At 30.8% G+C, this 15,185-nt stretch carries 19 protein-coding genes; all 19 read left to right on the top strand.

All coding sequences use genetic code 11. From position 1 onward, the window contains the following. Nucleotides 1-3 precede the first annotated feature (3 nt). The 19 genes from CVULP_RS08660 (at nt 4) to CVULP_RS08750 (ending at nt 15,140) form a co-directional block, all read left to right on the top strand. Nucleotides 4-807: a type IV secretion system protein gene (locus CVULP_RS08660; protein WP_006803306.1), complete on the top strand. Its 804-nt coding sequence runs from the start codon at nt 4-6 to the stop codon at nt 805-807. Then, on the top strand, nt 807-1,814 hold the full coding sequence (locus CVULP_RS08665) for a type IV secretion system protein (RefSeq protein WP_099507405.1): 1,008 nt from the start codon (nt 807-809) through the stop codon (nt 1,812-1,814). Before CVULP_RS08660 ends, CVULP_RS08665 begins: the two co-directional genes overlap by 1 nt. Beyond that, nucleotides 1,804-1,977 (top strand): hypothetical protein, encoded by a 174-nt coding sequence (locus CVULP_RS08670; RefSeq protein ID WP_006803308.1) that lies wholly within the window; start codon nt 1,804-1,806, stop codon nt 1,975-1,977. Before CVULP_RS08665 ends, CVULP_RS08670 begins: the two co-directional genes overlap by 11 nt. After that, nucleotides 1,967-2,629 (top strand): virB8 family protein, encoded by a 663-nt coding sequence (locus CVULP_RS08675; RefSeq protein WP_099507586.1) that lies wholly within the window; start codon nt 1,967-1,969, stop codon nt 2,627-2,629. Before CVULP_RS08670 ends, CVULP_RS08675 begins: the two co-directional genes overlap by 11 nt. Beyond that, on the top strand, nt 2,626-3,513 hold the full coding sequence (gene virB9, locus CVULP_RS08680) for a P-type conjugative transfer protein VirB9 (RefSeq protein WP_099507585.1): 888 nt from the start codon (nt 2,626-2,628) through the stop codon (nt 3,511-3,513). The genes CVULP_RS08675 and virB9 overlap by 4 nt, the downstream gene beginning before the upstream one ends. Nucleotides 3,514-3,523: 10 nt before the next feature. Beyond that, nucleotides 3,524-4,693, top strand: a complete 1,170-nt coding sequence (gene virB10 / locus CVULP_RS08685; protein ID WP_265415697.1) for a type IV secretion system protein VirB10 — start codon at nt 3,524-3,526, stop codon at nt 4,691-4,693. Beyond that, nucleotides 4,674-5,681, top strand: coding sequence for a P-type DNA transfer ATPase VirB11 (gene virB11, locus CVULP_RS08690; RefSeq protein WP_265415698.1), 1,008 nt, complete (start codon nt 4,674-4,676; stop codon nt 5,679-5,681). The genes virB10 and virB11 overlap by 20 nt, the downstream gene beginning before the upstream one ends. Further along, nucleotides 5,674-6,258 carry a hypothetical protein gene (locus CVULP_RS08695; protein ID WP_006803313.1) on the top strand — a complete coding sequence of 195 codons (585 nt, stop codon included), beginning with the start codon at nt 5,674-5,676 and terminating at the stop codon, nt 6,256-6,258. Before virB11 ends, CVULP_RS08695 begins: the two co-directional genes overlap by 8 nt. After that, a complete protein-coding gene (locus CVULP_RS08700) occupies nt 6,259-8,070 on the top strand; it encodes a type IV secretory system conjugative DNA transfer family protein (protein ID WP_099460829.1) in 1,812 nt (603 codons plus the stop codon). Then, a complete protein-coding gene (locus CVULP_RS08705) occupies nt 8,051-8,479 on the top strand; it encodes a cag pathogenicity island Cag12 family protein (RefSeq protein WP_006803315.1) in 429 nt (142 codons plus the stop codon). Before CVULP_RS08700 ends, CVULP_RS08705 begins: the two co-directional genes overlap by 20 nt. Before the next feature lie 3 nt (nt 8,480-8,482). Beyond that, on the top strand, nt 8,483-9,232 hold the full coding sequence (locus CVULP_RS08710; protein WP_006803316.1) for a TrbM/KikA/MpfK family conjugal transfer protein: 750 nt from the start codon (nt 8,483-8,485) through the stop codon (nt 9,230-9,232). Continuing rightward, entirely contained in the window at nt 9,232-10,017 is a 786-nt protein-coding gene (locus CVULP_RS08715) for a hypothetical protein (protein ID WP_006803317.1), read from the top strand. Before CVULP_RS08710 ends, CVULP_RS08715 begins: the two co-directional genes overlap by 1 nt. A 63-nt stretch (nt 10,018-10,080) precedes the next feature. Beyond that, nucleotides 10,081-10,701, top strand: coding sequence for a hypothetical protein (locus tag CVULP_RS08720; RefSeq protein ID WP_006803318.1), 621 nt, complete (start codon nt 10,081-10,083; stop codon nt 10,699-10,701). Between the two features lie 137 nt (nt 10,702-10,838). Continuing rightward, nucleotides 10,839-13,022, top strand: coding sequence for a DNA topoisomerase 3 (locus CVULP_RS08725; RefSeq protein WP_265415699.1), 2,184 nt, complete (start codon nt 10,839-10,841; stop codon nt 13,020-13,022). An 87-nt stretch (nt 13,023-13,109) separates the two neighbouring features. Continuing rightward, the gene (locus CVULP_RS08730; protein WP_099507384.1) at nt 13,110-13,430 is read left to right on the top strand and encodes a hypothetical protein; all 321 of its coding nucleotides are present in this window, start codon (nt 13,110-13,112) and stop codon (nt 13,428-13,430) included. A gap of 10 nt (nt 13,431-13,440) precedes the next feature. Further along, nucleotides 13,441-14,082 (top strand): YopX family protein, encoded by a 642-nt coding sequence (locus tag CVULP_RS08735; RefSeq protein WP_099507383.1) that lies wholly within the window; start codon nt 13,441-13,443, stop codon nt 14,080-14,082. Further along, the gene (locus CVULP_RS08740; RefSeq protein ID WP_180753045.1) at nt 14,039-14,194 is read left to right on the top strand and encodes a hypothetical protein; all 156 of its coding nucleotides are present in this window, start codon (nt 14,039-14,041) and stop codon (nt 14,192-14,194) included. The genes CVULP_RS08735 and CVULP_RS08740 overlap by 44 nt, the downstream gene beginning before the upstream one ends. 116 nt (nt 14,195-14,310) lie before the next feature. Continuing rightward, nucleotides 14,311-14,874 carry a P-loop NTPase family protein gene (locus CVULP_RS08745; RefSeq protein ID WP_006803284.1) on the top strand — a complete coding sequence of 188 codons (564 nt, stop codon included), beginning with the start codon at nt 14,311-14,313 and terminating at the stop codon, nt 14,872-14,874. Continuing rightward, nucleotides 14,874-15,140 carry a hypothetical protein gene (locus CVULP_RS08750; RefSeq protein WP_006803285.1) on the top strand — a complete coding sequence of 89 codons (267 nt, stop codon included), beginning with the start codon at nt 14,874-14,876 and terminating at the stop codon, nt 15,138-15,140. Before CVULP_RS08745 ends, CVULP_RS08750 begins: the two co-directional genes overlap by 1 nt. Nucleotides 15,141-15,185: the final 45 nt, after the last annotated feature.

Genomic DNA, 15,185 nt, shown 5'->3' on the forward strand with positions numbered 1-15,185 from the left:
AAAATGAAAAAAACATTAAATACAAGCAAAACAACAGGGATTAAAAAATCCCTCATCGCTCTTACTTCCTTATTAATTTTGCCTAACTTAGCATTTAGTGCAGGTATTCCTGTGGTAGATACGACCGCAAATCAACAAATGGCTACACAAAATGCTAAACAAGTTGCAGAGTGGGCTAAAGAAGCCACAAGATGGACTGAAACCGTATCGCACTATCAAAAACAAATCCAAGCCTATAAAGACGAACTTTTATCAAAAACAGGCATTAGAGATTCTGTGGCTTTTGTGAAAGATATAAAACAAATCTATTCAGATTTTGCGGAAGCTGGAGAAAACATTCAATCCTTTTACAATGATGTTCTAAGAGACCCACAAGAATTTTTAAGCGATAAAGGCAATGAAATTTTTGGCAAATATACAAGTTTTGATAGATGTAATTTTGACTATATGAGTCAAAGTGAAAAAAATATCTGCAAAATGGATTTAATCACCTATGCTGCTCAAGTAGAAACCTACAATCAAGCCTCAAAGCAAATGGATACCATTAGTCAAACGCTTAAAAAATTGCAAGAGCGATTAGTCAATTCAAAGGACATTAAAGAAAGCACTGATGTGGGCAATGCTATTCAACTAGAGGTTGCAAAAATACAAATGGTAAAAAATCAAGTTGATTTAGCTAATGCAAGCTATGAAAATCAAAGAAATATCAAAAAAGATTTAGCAATGCAGGAATACTCAAAATCACTTCAGAAGCCGAGAGAAAGTGCTATGGAGTTTTTCAAAAATCAAAATGCAAATGATAAATAATGAAAGATCTTTTTCAAACTCTGGGTCTAAGTATAGAACAAATTATTAATGCCATTAGACAAACAGGAACAAGCGATAAGATTGCTGAACTTATGGTGTTGTTTTCTATCATTATCACCCTAGTCATTATGTATAAAGGCTATGAGGTGTTAATGGGGAAAAGTCAAAGTCCTATTAGAGAGCTTACTTGGGATATAGCAGGAAAGCTTTTAGTTATTACCTTTGCTTTAAATCTTGGAGGTTGGTTAGATTTAGTTATTGGTGCAATGGATGGAATTTATGAGTGGGCTGGTGGGGGAGCACAAATGTATCAAAATCTAGATGAAATGTTTGCAAACACAGCACAACTTACAAACATAATTTGGGCTAAATCAAGTGGTATTGGAGGTGCTATTTTAGCTATTGTAGCAATGCTACTTTGTTATATAGGATTTTGTATTGCTGTTATTCCAACACTCTCTATCTTAATTGTTACAACTTTTACACAAACCCTGCTTGTAATTTCTGCTCCTATAGTATTTTGGCTTTTAATCTTTAAAGCTACTAGAAATGTCTTTACACAATGGATAGGGCTTTTATTATCAAATACTCTTGTGCTTTTACTTGTTGGCTTGTTTTTAAAAACCTTTATGAATCAAATGTCATCTTGGATTAACTATTTTTCACAGGCAACCTACGCAGGAGACGATGTATTAGGAACAAGCATTTTCTATGTCATTGCCTCTTTGATACTAGTTATTATGATTTATTCTGCAAAAATCTTTGCTGAAAAGGTCGCAAATGTATCAATGGATGGTGCTATGGGTGGTGCGATGAGTTCTGTTTTAAGTCCTGCTGGTCAATTAGCTATGAAACCTGCAGGTAAGGCTGCTGGAATGGCTATGAATTATGGTAAAGCTGGTGGAAAATTAGCAACTAAAGGTGCTTGGGCTGTGGGTAAGGGTTTAGGTAAGGGTGGTTATAGTTTAGCTAAAAAAATGTATGAAAGGGCTAGAAATGAAGCGTAAATTTCAATTTGTTTTTATTTTGTTTTTTGGTGTTTTGATGTTGAGTGCTTGTAGTGCTAAACATCAGGGTAAATATGATGATTTTTTCAGCGATAAAAAAGGTTGGATACCTGTTAATTCACAAAATCAAGACTTAAATAAAGGTAATGCAAATGAAAAATGATTTTAATACAGCATTAGATTACGAAGCAAGTTTTAGATATTTGATAGAGCAAAGCAACAAAAGAGCGTGGCTTATCTCTTTTGTTGCAATCTTTATAGCCTCTCTTTCTCTTATTGCTGTTGTGTTATTAACACCTTTAAAAACCATAGAGCCTTATGTAATAAGGGTAGATAACACCACAGGTATGGTGGATATTTTAACTCTGCTTGATGAAAAAGAAATCACGCAAAATGAAGCATTGGATAAATACTTTATCTCCCAATACATTAAAGCTAGAGAGGGTTATTATTACGAGCTTTTAAACCAAGATTATTTGCTCACCCAATTAATGAGTTCAGAAAATGTTGCAAATGAGTATAGGGCTTTGTATGAGGGAGATAATGCAAGAGACCAAATTTTAAAAAACTCTAATGAAGTAAGCGTGCAAATTTTAAGTGTTGTTTTAGGAGAAAGCAACGGAGTTAAAACTTCAACAATAAGAGCAAACATTACTACAAAAAATCTATCCAGTAGAGGCACATCACAAGCTACAAAAGTCATCACCTTAAGTTATGACTACACGCTAGGAAAAGCTAGTGAAGAAAATAGATTATTAAATCCACTAGGATTTAAAGTTTTAACATACAGAATTGATAATGAGGTAGAAAAATGAAAAAGATAATTTTAGCAAGTTTATTATTAGGTAATTTCGTTTGGGCTTTGAATGTCCCAAAAACTTCTACATTTGATAAAAGAATCGCTTATGCGGTTTATAATGCCGATGATGTTTTTCAAATTAATTCTAAAAATGGCTATGTAAGTGTTTTAGAATTTGGTGTTGATGAAAGAATTATCAATACTGCCACAGGATTTGCTGAAGGTTGGGACTTAACTCAAAAAGACAATTTATTATTTATCAAACCTAAAGCTTACAAAACGCAATTAGTTCATCAAGATGAAAATAGCACAGCAGAACAACAAAGCTCACAAGAATTTGTTGTAGATCCTAATCCTTATGATTGGAAAACAAACTTAATTGTCATCACAAATTTAAATACCTATGTATTTGATTTAAAATTAGTCGCTAATAATAAAAATACAACTTATAAACTTAGCTTCTCCTATCCTCAAAAAGATTTACAAGCAACAAAAGAATTATTAGAAGCTGTGGAGCAAGAAAATATACGCACGGATTTAGATAAAAATACCATTCCTAGAAATTGGGATTTTTATATGAAAGTCAATAAAGGCAGTGAGGATATAAGTCCAAATTTTGCGTATGATGATGGTGTTTTTACCTATTTAGGTTTTGATAATACTAAAACCTTTCCTGCTGTTTTTATGTATGAAAATGGCAAAGAAAGCATTTTAAACACTCATATTAAAAAAGACGGCAACTATGAAGTTTTAGTGATACAAAAAACCACAAAACAAATTTTATTAAGAAGTGGGGATAAGGTCGTAGGAATTTTTAATCGTGGATACGCAAAAAATCCTTTGAGAAAAACAAGAGAAACTTCTAATGAAAATATTCAAAGAGAAATTAATAAAAAATAAGGGGTAAATTATGCAAAATAAAGAGCAAGATAGCTTAGAAAATGACTTTGATAGCCACACAAGCGAATTGAGTGAGCAAAAAAATCATCTCAAAAAGATACAAGCTTATACAATCTTTGCTATTGGCGGTTTATTGCTCATCATTTTAATTGTTTATTTCTTAAAATCATTTTCATCAAATAATCAAAGTGTTGAAGAAACACCAAAGGAAGAAAATAAAGATTTAGCTCAAAGCGTTAAGGCTAAAGAATTTGTTCCACCTCCTCCACAAAAGACATTTGACGAGCTTATCGCTAACACACCACAACAAGAACAGCCTTTAATGCTTGAGCCAAAACCTCCAAAGCCTAGAATTGTAAAAGGTGCAGGAGTTACGGTCATTGCTTCAACTAATAGCGGAGGATTTGATGGAGGCAATGCTGGAAATAGCGGAGAGTTTGGAGAAAAACCAAATACCGTGTTTGAGTTTGGACAAAATGGCACTTTGCAAAATTCTAATAATTTGCAAGGTGGAGGAGAATTTACAGGTGAAGTTTTCACTCCTACAATTGCTAAAGTGAGTGAGTTTGACCAAAATCTTCTTTTGTCTAAAGGAACTTATATTGGCTGTGCTTTAAAAACAAGGCTTGTTAGCTCTATTAAAGGAGGAATTGCTTGTATAGTATCTAATGATGTTTATTCTGCAAATGGCAACACACTTTTAATTGAAAAAGGTAGCACTATTACAGGAACATTTAATGCGGGTCAAATGGATGATGGTATGGATAGACTTTTTGTTATTTGGCAAGAAATTAGAACACCTAATAATATTATTATTCCTGTATATTCTGGAGCTACTGATGAGCTAGGTGCTAGTGGAATGCAAGGCTGGGTGGATCATCACTATTTAAAACGATTTGGTTCTGCTATTTTACTTTCAATGATTGATGATGGTATGGCAATACTAGCTGACCAGTTAAGCAAAAACAATAAAAATGGCAATAACTACTACAATTATAGTGAGAATACAAGAGAAAATGTCGGTGAAATCGCTAACACTGCTTTAGAAAAAATGATTGATATTAAGCCAACTCTTTATAAAAATCACGGCGATTTAGTTGGCGTTTATGTCAATAGAGATATTGATTTTTCAAAGGTTTATAAACTTACAAGGAAAAAGAATGTCAATCACCCTAGATAAATACACAAATCAATATTTTGGAGAATTTTTAAAAGATGACTTTATTAATGAAATTTGTTACAACGGCGATGATAAAGTATGGTTGCAAAACTCTAAAGGATTATGGGAAGCTATACCTAGTAAGCTTGACTTTGAAAAAGCTGGACATTTTGCAACTGCGGCTGCTGCTTTTAAAAAAGACAAAATAGATGTTTCTCGTCCTATTCTTAGTTGTATTTTAGTAGGTGGAGAGCGTATGCAAATCGTTATCCCACCTGCTACTAAAAGTGAACATATTTCAATCACCATTAGAAAACCTAGCAAAACTCGCTTTAAAATGCAAAATCATATTGAAAGCGGACTTTTTGAGGATTTAAATCCTAATGATACAAACCCTATCAAACCTAGCGATGCAGAACTCATTAAGCTTTATAAAGAAAAAGATTATCAAAGCTTCATCTCTAAGGCTGTAAGCTATGGTAAAAACATCATCATTGCTGGAGAAACAGGGAGTGGAAAAACTACCTTTATGAAAACACTAATTGATTTTATCAGTCTTGATGATAGGATTATTACGATTGAAGATGTGGAAGAAATCAAATTTTACGAACATAAAAACTTCGTGCAATTATTTTATCCAAGTGAAGCAAAAAGCACGGATTTTTTAAATTCTGCAACGCTTTTAAAGTCCTGCTTAAGAATGAAACCTGATAGGATTTTATTAGCAGAGCTTAGAGGTGCTGAAACTTATGATTTTATCAATGTTTTAGCAAGTGGTCACGGAGGGAGTATCACAAGTTGCCACGCAGGAAGCCCTGAAGAAACATTTACACGACTTGCCTTAATGACTTTACAAAACCCACAAGGTCAATGTGTGCCTTTTGAAATTATCCAAAAAACACTGAAAGATTTGATTGATATTGTCGTTCATATCCACGCCCATCACGGAAAAAGGCGTATTAGTGGAATTTATTTTAAAGAGATAGAAAAAGAGGAAAGTAATGAATAAAGAAAAACGAGGCATTTATAATGTAAGTTTTAATGAAAAAAACTCAACTCCTATTAATGCAGAGCTTGAAGCTATTGAAAATGCCATTATAGATTATGTCGTGCATTATGTTAAGGGTTGGCACAATGAAAGAAGAGATAAGGGTAGAGGTGCAGAGCATATTAGACTTCACTTAGAAAAAGGTAGTGAGGGAGAAATTAGCTTAGAAGAATTATTAAATCTTGGCAACTCCATAAGAGAATATTTAAAAATATTTAAAGAACCCTATAAAGATAGTAACGATGCTAGAGTTTATGAATGGGAAAATAATGAAAGTGTGCGTTTTAGAATTGTAACGGACACAAATTATAAACTAATCAAAGGGGAGGGTCACTCGAATACGCCACTATCCCCCTCTGATGAGATAATTATAACCTTTTACTCTGATAGAAATCTTAATAAACAAATGGAATTTAAAAATCCTAAAGTAGCAAAATACTATGCAAATCAAACAAAAAATTTTAAATCAAAATTAACAGAATTTAACACCAAAAATAATGCAAACAAAACTATCAAAAATAAAGACTTGGAGAAATAAATGCAAAACAATAAAAGCCTTCAAATTATTTTTCTTATTCTAGTAGGTTTCATTTTTACCTATTTACTAACTCCTATTGTTTTCTTTGTTTTGAACAAAGTAAAAATAATGAAAGCGATTGAAATCTATAACATTAACTTCACTTTACAGGCAGTCGCTAATCATTATCCAAAAATATGGCTTTCTTTGGGTATCACTTTCGCATTTTGCTTGTTTGCTTTGACTCTTTTGGTGTTTTCCTTAAAAACCAAAAAATCTCAATTTGGCGAAGCTAGATTTGCTAATTTTAATGAAATTAAAAAAATGAATTTATTTGGAGATAAGGGCATTATTATTGGAAAATATAAGGGAAAATTATTAAGATTTGGGGGTCAGCAATTTGTAGCTTTAGGGGCTCCTACAAGAAGTGGTAAGGGTGTGGGTATTGTGATACCAAATTTATTAGAATGGCAAGAAAGTGCTGTGGTGCAAGATATTAAGCAAGAATGCTTTGATTACACCAGTAAATATAGAAAAGAAATCTTAGGACAAGAAGTTTATCTTTTTAATCCATTTTCAAGACAAACACACCGCTACAATCCTTTAACCTACATTGATATGAATGATAAAGAGCATTGCGATAGTCAATTAATGGATTTAGGCAATATCCTTTATCCACTTGATGGAGATTCCACTTCAAAATTTTTCAATGGATTGGCTCAAAATCTATTCATAGGACTTTGTTATTTATGGCGTGATTTGCAACTTAGTAACAATGGAAAAGATTTTCAAAAAGCTTTTAATGTAGATGTAGGAGAATTTAACTTTTACAATATCTTACAACTCTCAAAAGGTTTAACTCTTAAAAATGAGGAAAATAATATTAGAGGCTTTGATGATACATACAATTTTTTAGTCTATTGTGAAATTTTAGATGAAGCTACCATAAGACGCTTAGAAACTTATTTTAATATCAGCTCAGACGCAACTAAATCGGGCGTAATGAGTTCTTTTAATGCTCCTCTTGTGCCATTTGAAAGTGAAACTCTAAGATTAAGCACAGAAACAAGTGATTTTGATTTAAGAGATTTACGCAAAAAGAAAATGACAATTTATATAGGAATTACGCCTGATCAATTAGCAAATGCTGGATTTATTTTAAATATATTTTGGTCGCAACTTATTCTACTAAATACTAAAGAATTACCACAAAGCAATAAAGAATTAAAATACACCTGCTTAATGGTTATGGACGAATTTACTGCACCCGGTAGAATTCCTATCTATCAATCTGCTGTAAGCTTTATGGCTGGATATTGGCTACGCTCTTTAATGATTTATCAATCTAACTCGCAACTTGAAACGCAACAGCCTTTAGGTTATGGAAAAGAAGGAGCTAAAACACTTTTAACAAATCACGCTTGTCAAATTTTTTATGCACCAAGAGAGCAAGAAGACGCAGAGGCTATTTCTAGGATTTTAGGAAATACCACTTTTAAAACAAGCTCAAGAAGTATTAATACAAGTGGTAATGGTGGTGGCTCAAGAAGTATTAGTGAAGCAAGTAGAGCTTTAATGTTACCGCAAGAGCTAAGAGAAATGGCTTTTGAAAACGAGTTGATTACTATTGATAGTGGCAAACCTATCTTATGCAATAAAGCATTTTATTATTCAGATTCTTATTTTATGGATAAATTTAAAGCTGTTTCAAAAAGCTTATCAACAATAAGAAAAATTCCAACAAGAGAACAATTAGAAAATGCAATCTTAAAAGGAGAATGCAAAATAAAAATTCAAATCATAGGAGAAAACAATGAAAAAAATGTCGCTTAGTTTAGCTGTAATTGCTTCATTAGTAGTTGGGTGTTCTGCCCCACAACCAAAAAAATTAGATAATGGTTCTATTTTAACTATTAACACTTCCATTTTGGAAAAACAATATAACTTTGTTCCAAAAGATAGCTTTTTAAGCTCACAAAATTGGACTTATCAAATCATCGCTGAAAAGAAATCAGAAAAAGATGACTTTATCAAAAATGAGCTTATAACGAAAACTTTTTTATTAGCTCACAATGCTAGTAGAATGATTTTAGTCGGTAGAGAAGATTTGATACAAGCCTACAAGGAATATTTTATCAAAAATCAAGTCATTATCCCTATTGAATTACAGCCTATCAATCCTTATGAAGAGGATTACAACAAGGTTAGTATTTTATTTTTTAACAAAATTAAAGGAGAGTAAAAAATGAAAAAAGTTCTTTTATCTATTTTAGCTTTTGGTGTTGTATCCTCTAATGCAATAGAATTAGAAATGCTAACAGGAGATACTAGATTAGCGTGCGAGGCAATGCTTTGTCTAGCAAGTCCTACTCAACCAGCAGAATGTAGTGCCTCTTTAGCAAGATATTTTAGCATACATTTTAAAAAGCCGTGGAAAACTATTAATGCTAGAAAAGCTTTTTTAAATCTTTGCCCCATAGGAGATGCAGATAGTGAAATGCTTAAATATAAAAACGAAATTTTAGCGAACCTAGATGGAGCTTGTAGCGTAGAAGCGTTGAATCAGCGTATCGAAAAAACCTTATTGAGAGTTGAACAATTTTGCGAGAGTAGTGGAGCTGGAGATGGCACTTCGTGTAAAAATGTAAATATTTATGGCTTTAGAATCAATCCACAATTAACAAATTCTTGCAGATTGCTATCTTCATCAAAATATACAGATTATCACTTAAAATACACTTGCAACAATAAATTTTACGAACAAGAAGAATGGCAAAGAGGCTATGAATTAAAGGAAATCTCGCAAGAAATTTACAATGCCTTACCTGTATCGCAAAGAGAGCAAGGAGAAAAATTAACAGAAATTAGCAGATATGAATTTATAAAATTGCCTCAAAATCAAAGAAAACAAATTGGGTTTAAATATTACAAAATTAATATTGCTTATTATCAAAAAATGGCTATCAAAAAAGAATGTTGGGTTAATGAGAAATAATGATGAACGAGATTAATTCTAACGAAAATCTTTTTGAAATTGTCAATAATGAGCAAGAAATATCTGCGACTAATTACAATGAGTTATTACAAAAATTTGCCAATATTATGAAAGAAATTAATGCCAAAATTCATATTGGCAAACAAAACTCGCAAAGCAATACGGAAGATGGCATTTTTAAAGATTTAGAAAATAATTATATAGAGCTAAATAATACGCATTTGGCTCTTGTTTCTTATTTTACAAATCCTCCAAACGATGAGGAAAAAGAACTCATCAGCAAAACAGCCTCCATAAGAAAGACTATGGAAGATTTTGCAAAATTTGCTAATGAAATTCAAAAAATATCATTAGATGAAAAATTAGAAAAATATAATGAACAGATTAATCAATTTTGCGAGATAGTGGAATATAAACTTTCTCATAATGCACAAAACTACAATGACTTTCTTGATAGCTTTATCAAAGATGGCAAAGATAAGCTTAATATTTTCTCGCAAATATTTACAAAAATGATAAAGAATACAAAATCATTTCTTATATTTTTTAGCTTTACAACAATTGGACTTGGTATAACGCTTGGTATTCTGCTATTTCTTATTTATACAAAAAATACAGAACTTGAAAATTTACAAAAAAGAGTAAGCGTAATCACTCAAGGCTTGGCAACAATCTCCGTTAATGAAGACGATAAAAGCCTCACCTTGAGCTTTGCAAAAAAACAAAAAACTATTCTTACGGAAAATAAAAATAGTATTCAAATCACACTACAAGGAGGTGAATGAACGGAGGAATTATATATAAAAATTGCAAAAAACAAAAAACAAAAAATTTTTAAGGAGATAAAAATGGCATTTGGAAGATTAGTTAATGATAAGATTGTTATTGATACAAACAATGCTTTAAACTACAAAAACAAGGAGGGTGATATTCAGCAAAGAAAAGTGGATACTGCTTTGATTGATGTGATTAAAGAAGCAGGACAAGTTGCGGCAATGGAACACGGTGCTGTGCTTTTTTCTGCAAAGATTAATAATGAGTGGAAAAACTATTTTGTTAATAGAGATGAAAAAACTCATAATATCGTCTTAAAACCTACTAATTCACAAAATAGAGATGATTTTATCTACATCAACTCTAATGTCAATGAGCAAGGTTATTTTTACTACACCATTAATCAAAAGAGAGAATCCGCAAAAGAATTAATTGAGGGAGTTGGGATTACAGAACACCAAAATCAAGATGGATCTAAAAGTCATTATCTGGAAACTAATGTGAGACTCTACAACGAGGAGCTAAAAAGCGAACTCAAAGAAAAAGGCAAAGAATTTGTAGCTGTAATTTCAAATGCAGGTTTTGAAGTTGTTAATGAAGCTGAAATGAAAGCACAAAAACAAAAGCAACAAATGCAGCAAACCCAAGAGATTAAAGAGCCTGAAAAAAAGCAAGATAAAGGCTTAGAAAGATGATATACACACCCTTATGGGTGTGTATTTATAATAATTATTGTAATATAAAATATATTTATAATTAATAATATATAACATAAATAACTATTATATTCTAATAATTATTTATGTTATCCAGTAATAAAGAAAGGTAAAAAATGAGATTATTTATAGCAGAAAAACCTGAACTTGGTAGAGCCATTGCGGAAGGACTAGAAGGAAGTTATAAAAGTGGCGAAGGCTACATACAAAAAGGAAATGACATTATTACTTGGGCTTTTGGGCATATTTTAGAACTTGCTAAACCTGAAGAATATGATGAAAAATATAAGCTGTGGAAACTTGAGGATTTGCCACTACCCATTAAAGAATTTAAATATTTACCTAAGAAAGATAGCAGAAAACAGCTCAAAATCATCTGCGATTTAATCCATAGCGACAAAATTACTTCTATTGTAAATTGTGGGGATGCAGATGATGAGGGACAAATCTTAGTCGATGAAATTATTCAGTATTCTAAAAGCTCCAAACCTGTCTTTAGAGTTTTAATTAATGACTTAACTCCAAAAGCAGTCAAAGAAGAAATAGCAAAAATTAAATCTAATACAGATTTTAAAGGTATGAGCGAAAGAGGCTTTGCAAGAAGTCAAGCTGATTGGATAGTAGGAATTAATCTTACAAGGGCTTACACCATCATTGCTAGACAAAACAATTTTGAGGGCATCTTAAGTGTAGGAAGAGTGCAAACTCCTATTTTAGGACTTATAGTTGCTAGAGATAAAGAATTTGAAAGCTTTAAAAGCATAGATTATTATTCCTTACTTGGAAATTTTGAAATTAACAATCATACAATTCAAGCACGATTAAAGACAGAAGAAAAAATTACAGATGAAAATCTAGCTAAAGAAATTAAAAATATGTGCGAAAATCAAAATGCAAAAATAAATGTAAAGATAGAAAATAAAAAAGAATATCCGCCACTACCCTATAATTTACTTATTTTACAGGCAGAGTGTGCAAAATTTTTTGGATTTAGCCCTGATAAAACCCTACAAATCACACAATCCTTAAGAGAAAAACATAAAGCAATTACTTACAATAGGTCAGATTGTCAGTATCTTCCTGAAACAATCTTTGAAGAAGCTCCACAAATTTTAAATTCCATAAAAACAAATTTAAATAATGATGAGATTGAAGCTCTCATCGCTGGTAGTGATACAAAAATAAAAAGCAAAGCTTTTAATGATGAGAACATTTCAGCACATTATGGAATCATTCCTACTCAAAACAAGATTTCATCACAATTAAGCAAAGATGAATCAGTCGTTTATGATTTAATTTCTAAAAGATTTATCATTCAATTTTTTCAGCCTAGAGAATATCAAACCACCACAATTAATTTAGAAATCAATCAAAAAATTTTTACCGCAACACAAAGCAAAACAACAAAAAGCGGTTTTAGAAGTCTATGGAAAAATATTGATACCGATAAAGAAGAGGAGCTTGATAGTGATAAAAACGAATATGATTTATCTAGCTTAAAAGATAATGATAATGCAAAATGTGCTTTGGTGCAGATTGAAAAGAAGCAAACAAAACCTCGCCCTTATTACACTATGACAACATTACTTAAAGATTTAAATAGTGTCGCAAAATATGTAAGCGATGAAAAAATTAAAAAATTACTGATGGAAAAAGATAAAGACAAAAAAGGAGAAAGCGGGGGTATAGGCACACCTGCTACAAGGTCAAATCACATAAAAACCCTTATTGAAAGAGAATATATAGAGGTAAGCAAAGATAAAAAGCAAGTTGTTAAATCTACGCAAAAAGGTAGGGATTTAATCGCACTTTCTCCAAAAGCTCTTACTACACCTGATATGACAGCTTTATGGTTTGAACAACAAAAAATGATAGAGGCACAAGAGCTTACAAGAGGGCAATTTTTAGAGGAAGTAACAAAAGAAGTCATCGGTGAAATTCAAAGAATTAGCAATAACAAAGATTTTAAAATCTTAGAAGATAAAAATCAGCAAAAAATTCAATGTCCGCAATGCGATAAAGGCTATCTAATAAAACGCAAGGGAAAATATGGAGATTTTTGGGGGTGTAGTGAATACAAGGAGGGTTGTAAGGCTATATATCCTGATAATAAAGGCAAACCAAATTTTGAAACAAAACAAAACAATAGCGACACTACATATAAATGTCCGCAATGTGATAAAGGATTCTTGCAGAGAATGAAAAGTAAAAATGGTAAAAGCTGGTGGTGGGGCTGTAATGAATTTAAACAAGGCTGTAAGGCTATGTATTATGATGATAATGGAAAACCTAAAATATAATTTATTATAAATATATTTTATTATATAATATTTACTAATATATATTAATATTATACGAAAATTATTTAATCACAACAAGGATAAACAATGACAAAGCACGAAGATAACGAAGATAAATATTATGAAAACATTAACTATAAGATCTGCATAGCAATGCTTGTTTTTTTAATTTTTCTTTTTTGTTGCGGACTTTATTATTTAGAAGAACAACCTATTGCAATTTTGCTTCTTTGTATATTGCCTGTGAATTTCTATATTTATATTGAACTGCTATTTGGTAGATATAGACTTAAATTAAAAAAGCAAAATAAAGATACAAAATACATAGAGCGATTTGCCATAATTGGTAGTGTTGCACTTGTATTTTGTATGTATATCTCAATAATAATTGCTATGGCAAAAAACTGAAAGGAGAAAAATGAAGTTAAAAGACTTTGATTTTAGAATTTGGCTTAATGGTAGTTATATTTACCTTGATGAAATAGGATTTGAAAAAATCAATCAAAATTATTTTTTAGCTTGTTGCGGTGATGGTGAAAAGCTTACAGAAAAATATAAATTTTACATCAAAACTAACATTTCAAAAGAAACATACAAACAAAGAACTCAAAAATTAGAAGATTTAGAACTAGAACTTTACACAGGATTTGAAGATAAAAATGGTGTAAAAATTTTTGAAAATGATATTGTGCTTTTTATACCAAATGATAGTGAGAAATTTTTATATACAATAAATTACGATAAAAAGCGAGGTTTTTTCTTTAGCGATGATTGCAATTTAGATGATGAATATTGCGAGGGTTGCACTGAGGTTATAGGTAATATCCACGAAAACAAAGAATTAGTGGATTTTATGGAAAAAGAAAAAGAAGCTTTTAAAAAATTCCATCAAAAATTTGAAAACAAATATGATGAAAATGGCAAAGTTGTTAAAGAATTTTATGAAGAAGATACAAGACTTAGAATTTACTTTCAACAAGAATTAGAAAAACTTTTAAAAGAAATGGGATTTTACAATGAAAATGAACAAACAAGAAAGCGGAGTAGAAAGAAAGGCTAAACGATATGCTCTCTTAAGAGAAGCAAAAGAGGCAAAAAGAAAGCAAAAAATCAAAACAGGGCTTAAGGTTAGAAAGATGAAAGAAAAGCCTTTAAAAATACCTATAATATAAAGATAAGCAAAATCTACTTTTAGCATACATATCTTTAAATAATTATTAGTATATTTTATAATATATTAATAAATAATAGTATATAATGTTATACAAATAAATTTAAAGGTTAAATGATGATTATATCTATCATAAATAAGAAAGGCGGGGTCGGCAAAACCCCTTTTGCTTTTTCTATTGCTAAAGATTTAGGATATTTTTTACAAAGCAATGATAATTCTATTATTGAAAAAATTTATCCTGAGAAAGCAAAAATTCTACCAACGCCAAAAAAAATAGATAATTGCGTTTATGATTTTGGCGGTTTTGTGGAAAAAGGTGTATTGAGTATTGTCAAAGAGAGCAATGTTGTTATTATTCCTTGCACAAGCAATTATAATTCTTTACTTAGAACACTAGAAACTTTAAATGAAATAGGTAATGATGATAGAGTTTGTATCTTAGTTACAGATTACAGGGACGAAAAAGAAAAAAAACAAATTTGTGAAACTCTTGAAAGTAATTTTACAGATTTAAATCTTTTCTTTTTCAAATTTTCAAAAATCATTGAAAATTCTATGAGTAGTGGAGCTTCTTTTACTGAACTCTACAATGAAAATAATCTTTCAAGGTTAAGCTATACAAATTTCTTTAATGAATACCAAAGACTTCTACATTTTATTAAAAAGGAAAAAGCATAATGGAAAAAAAGCCTTTTACAATTGATGAAGCTTTAAAATCTGAAACAAGCTCTCAAAAAACTTACAAAAAAGCAGAGAAAAAATCATCTGGTAGAAAAACAATTGATAAAGAATTAAGAAGAGAACATATGGTCGTTTGCAGACTCAATCAAAAAGAATATGAAACGCTAAAGAAATTGATGGAGTTAGAATTTAATACTGAATCAAGCACCTACATAAGAAAACTAATCTTAAAGGAGGCTAAGGCTTTAAATATTAATGAATAATGCTAAAATATCCTTGCAAAAAAACAAAAATTACAAGGATAAACT

The sequence above is a fragment of the Campylobacter vulpis genome (genome assembly GCF_014217995.1).
Lineage (GTDB): Bacteria > Campylobacterota > Campylobacteria > Campylobacterales > Campylobacteraceae > Campylobacter_D > Campylobacter_D vulpis.

Excerpts from the sequence above, each read along its gene's own strand:
- CVULP_RS08660 (WP_006803306.1), top strand. The coding sequence starts at position 4 with ATGAAAAAAACATTAAATACAAGCAAAACAACAGGGATTAAAAAATCC.
- CVULP_RS08665 (WP_099507405.1), top strand. The coding sequence starts at position 807 with ATGAAAGATCTTTTTCAAACTCTGGGTCTAAGTATAGAACAAATTATT.
- CVULP_RS08670 (WP_006803308.1), top strand. The coding sequence starts at position 1,804 with ATGAAGCGTAAATTTCAATTTGTTTTTATTTTGTTTTTTGGTGTTTTG.
- CVULP_RS08675 (WP_099507586.1), top strand. The coding sequence starts at position 1,967 with ATGAAAAATGATTTTAATACAGCATTAGATTACGAAGCAAGTTTTAGA.
- virB9 (WP_099507585.1), top strand. The coding sequence starts at position 2,626 with ATGAAAAAGATAATTTTAGCAAGTTTATTATTAGGTAATTTCGTTTGG.
- virB10 (WP_265415697.1), top strand. The coding sequence starts at position 3,524 with ATGCAAAATAAAGAGCAAGATAGCTTAGAAAATGACTTTGATAGCCAC.
- virB11 (WP_265415698.1), top strand. The coding sequence starts at position 4,674 with ATGTCAATCACCCTAGATAAATACACAAATCAATATTTTGGAGAATTT.
- CVULP_RS08695 (WP_006803313.1), top strand. The coding sequence starts at position 5,674 with ATGAATAAAGAAAAACGAGGCATTTATAATGTAAGTTTTAATGAAAAA.
- CVULP_RS08700 (WP_099460829.1), top strand. The coding sequence starts at position 6,259 with ATGCAAAACAATAAAAGCCTTCAAATTATTTTTCTTATTCTAGTAGGT.
- CVULP_RS08705 (WP_006803315.1), top strand. The coding sequence starts at position 8,051 with ATGAAAAAAATGTCGCTTAGTTTAGCTGTAATTGCTTCATTAGTAGTT.
- CVULP_RS08710 (WP_006803316.1), top strand. The coding sequence starts at position 8,483 with ATGAAAAAAGTTCTTTTATCTATTTTAGCTTTTGGTGTTGTATCCTCT.
- CVULP_RS08715 (WP_006803317.1), top strand. The coding sequence starts at position 9,232 with ATGATGAACGAGATTAATTCTAACGAAAATCTTTTTGAAATTGTCAAT.
- CVULP_RS08720 (WP_006803318.1), top strand. The coding sequence starts at position 10,081 with ATGGCATTTGGAAGATTAGTTAATGATAAGATTGTTATTGATACAAAC.
- CVULP_RS08725 (WP_265415699.1), top strand. The coding sequence starts at position 10,839 with ATGAGATTATTTATAGCAGAAAAACCTGAACTTGGTAGAGCCATTGCG.
- CVULP_RS08730 (WP_099507384.1), top strand. The coding sequence starts at position 13,110 with ATGACAAAGCACGAAGATAACGAAGATAAATATTATGAAAACATTAAC.
- CVULP_RS08735 (WP_099507383.1), top strand. The coding sequence starts at position 13,441 with ATGAAGTTAAAAGACTTTGATTTTAGAATTTGGCTTAATGGTAGTTAT.
- CVULP_RS08740 (WP_180753045.1), top strand. The coding sequence starts at position 14,039 with ATGAAAATGAACAAACAAGAAAGCGGAGTAGAAAGAAAGGCTAAACGA.
- CVULP_RS08745 (WP_006803284.1), top strand. The coding sequence starts at position 14,311 with ATGATTATATCTATCATAAATAAGAAAGGCGGGGTCGGCAAAACCCCT.
- CVULP_RS08750 (WP_006803285.1), top strand. The coding sequence starts at position 14,874 with ATGGAAAAAAAGCCTTTTACAATTGATGAAGCTTTAAAATCTGAAACA.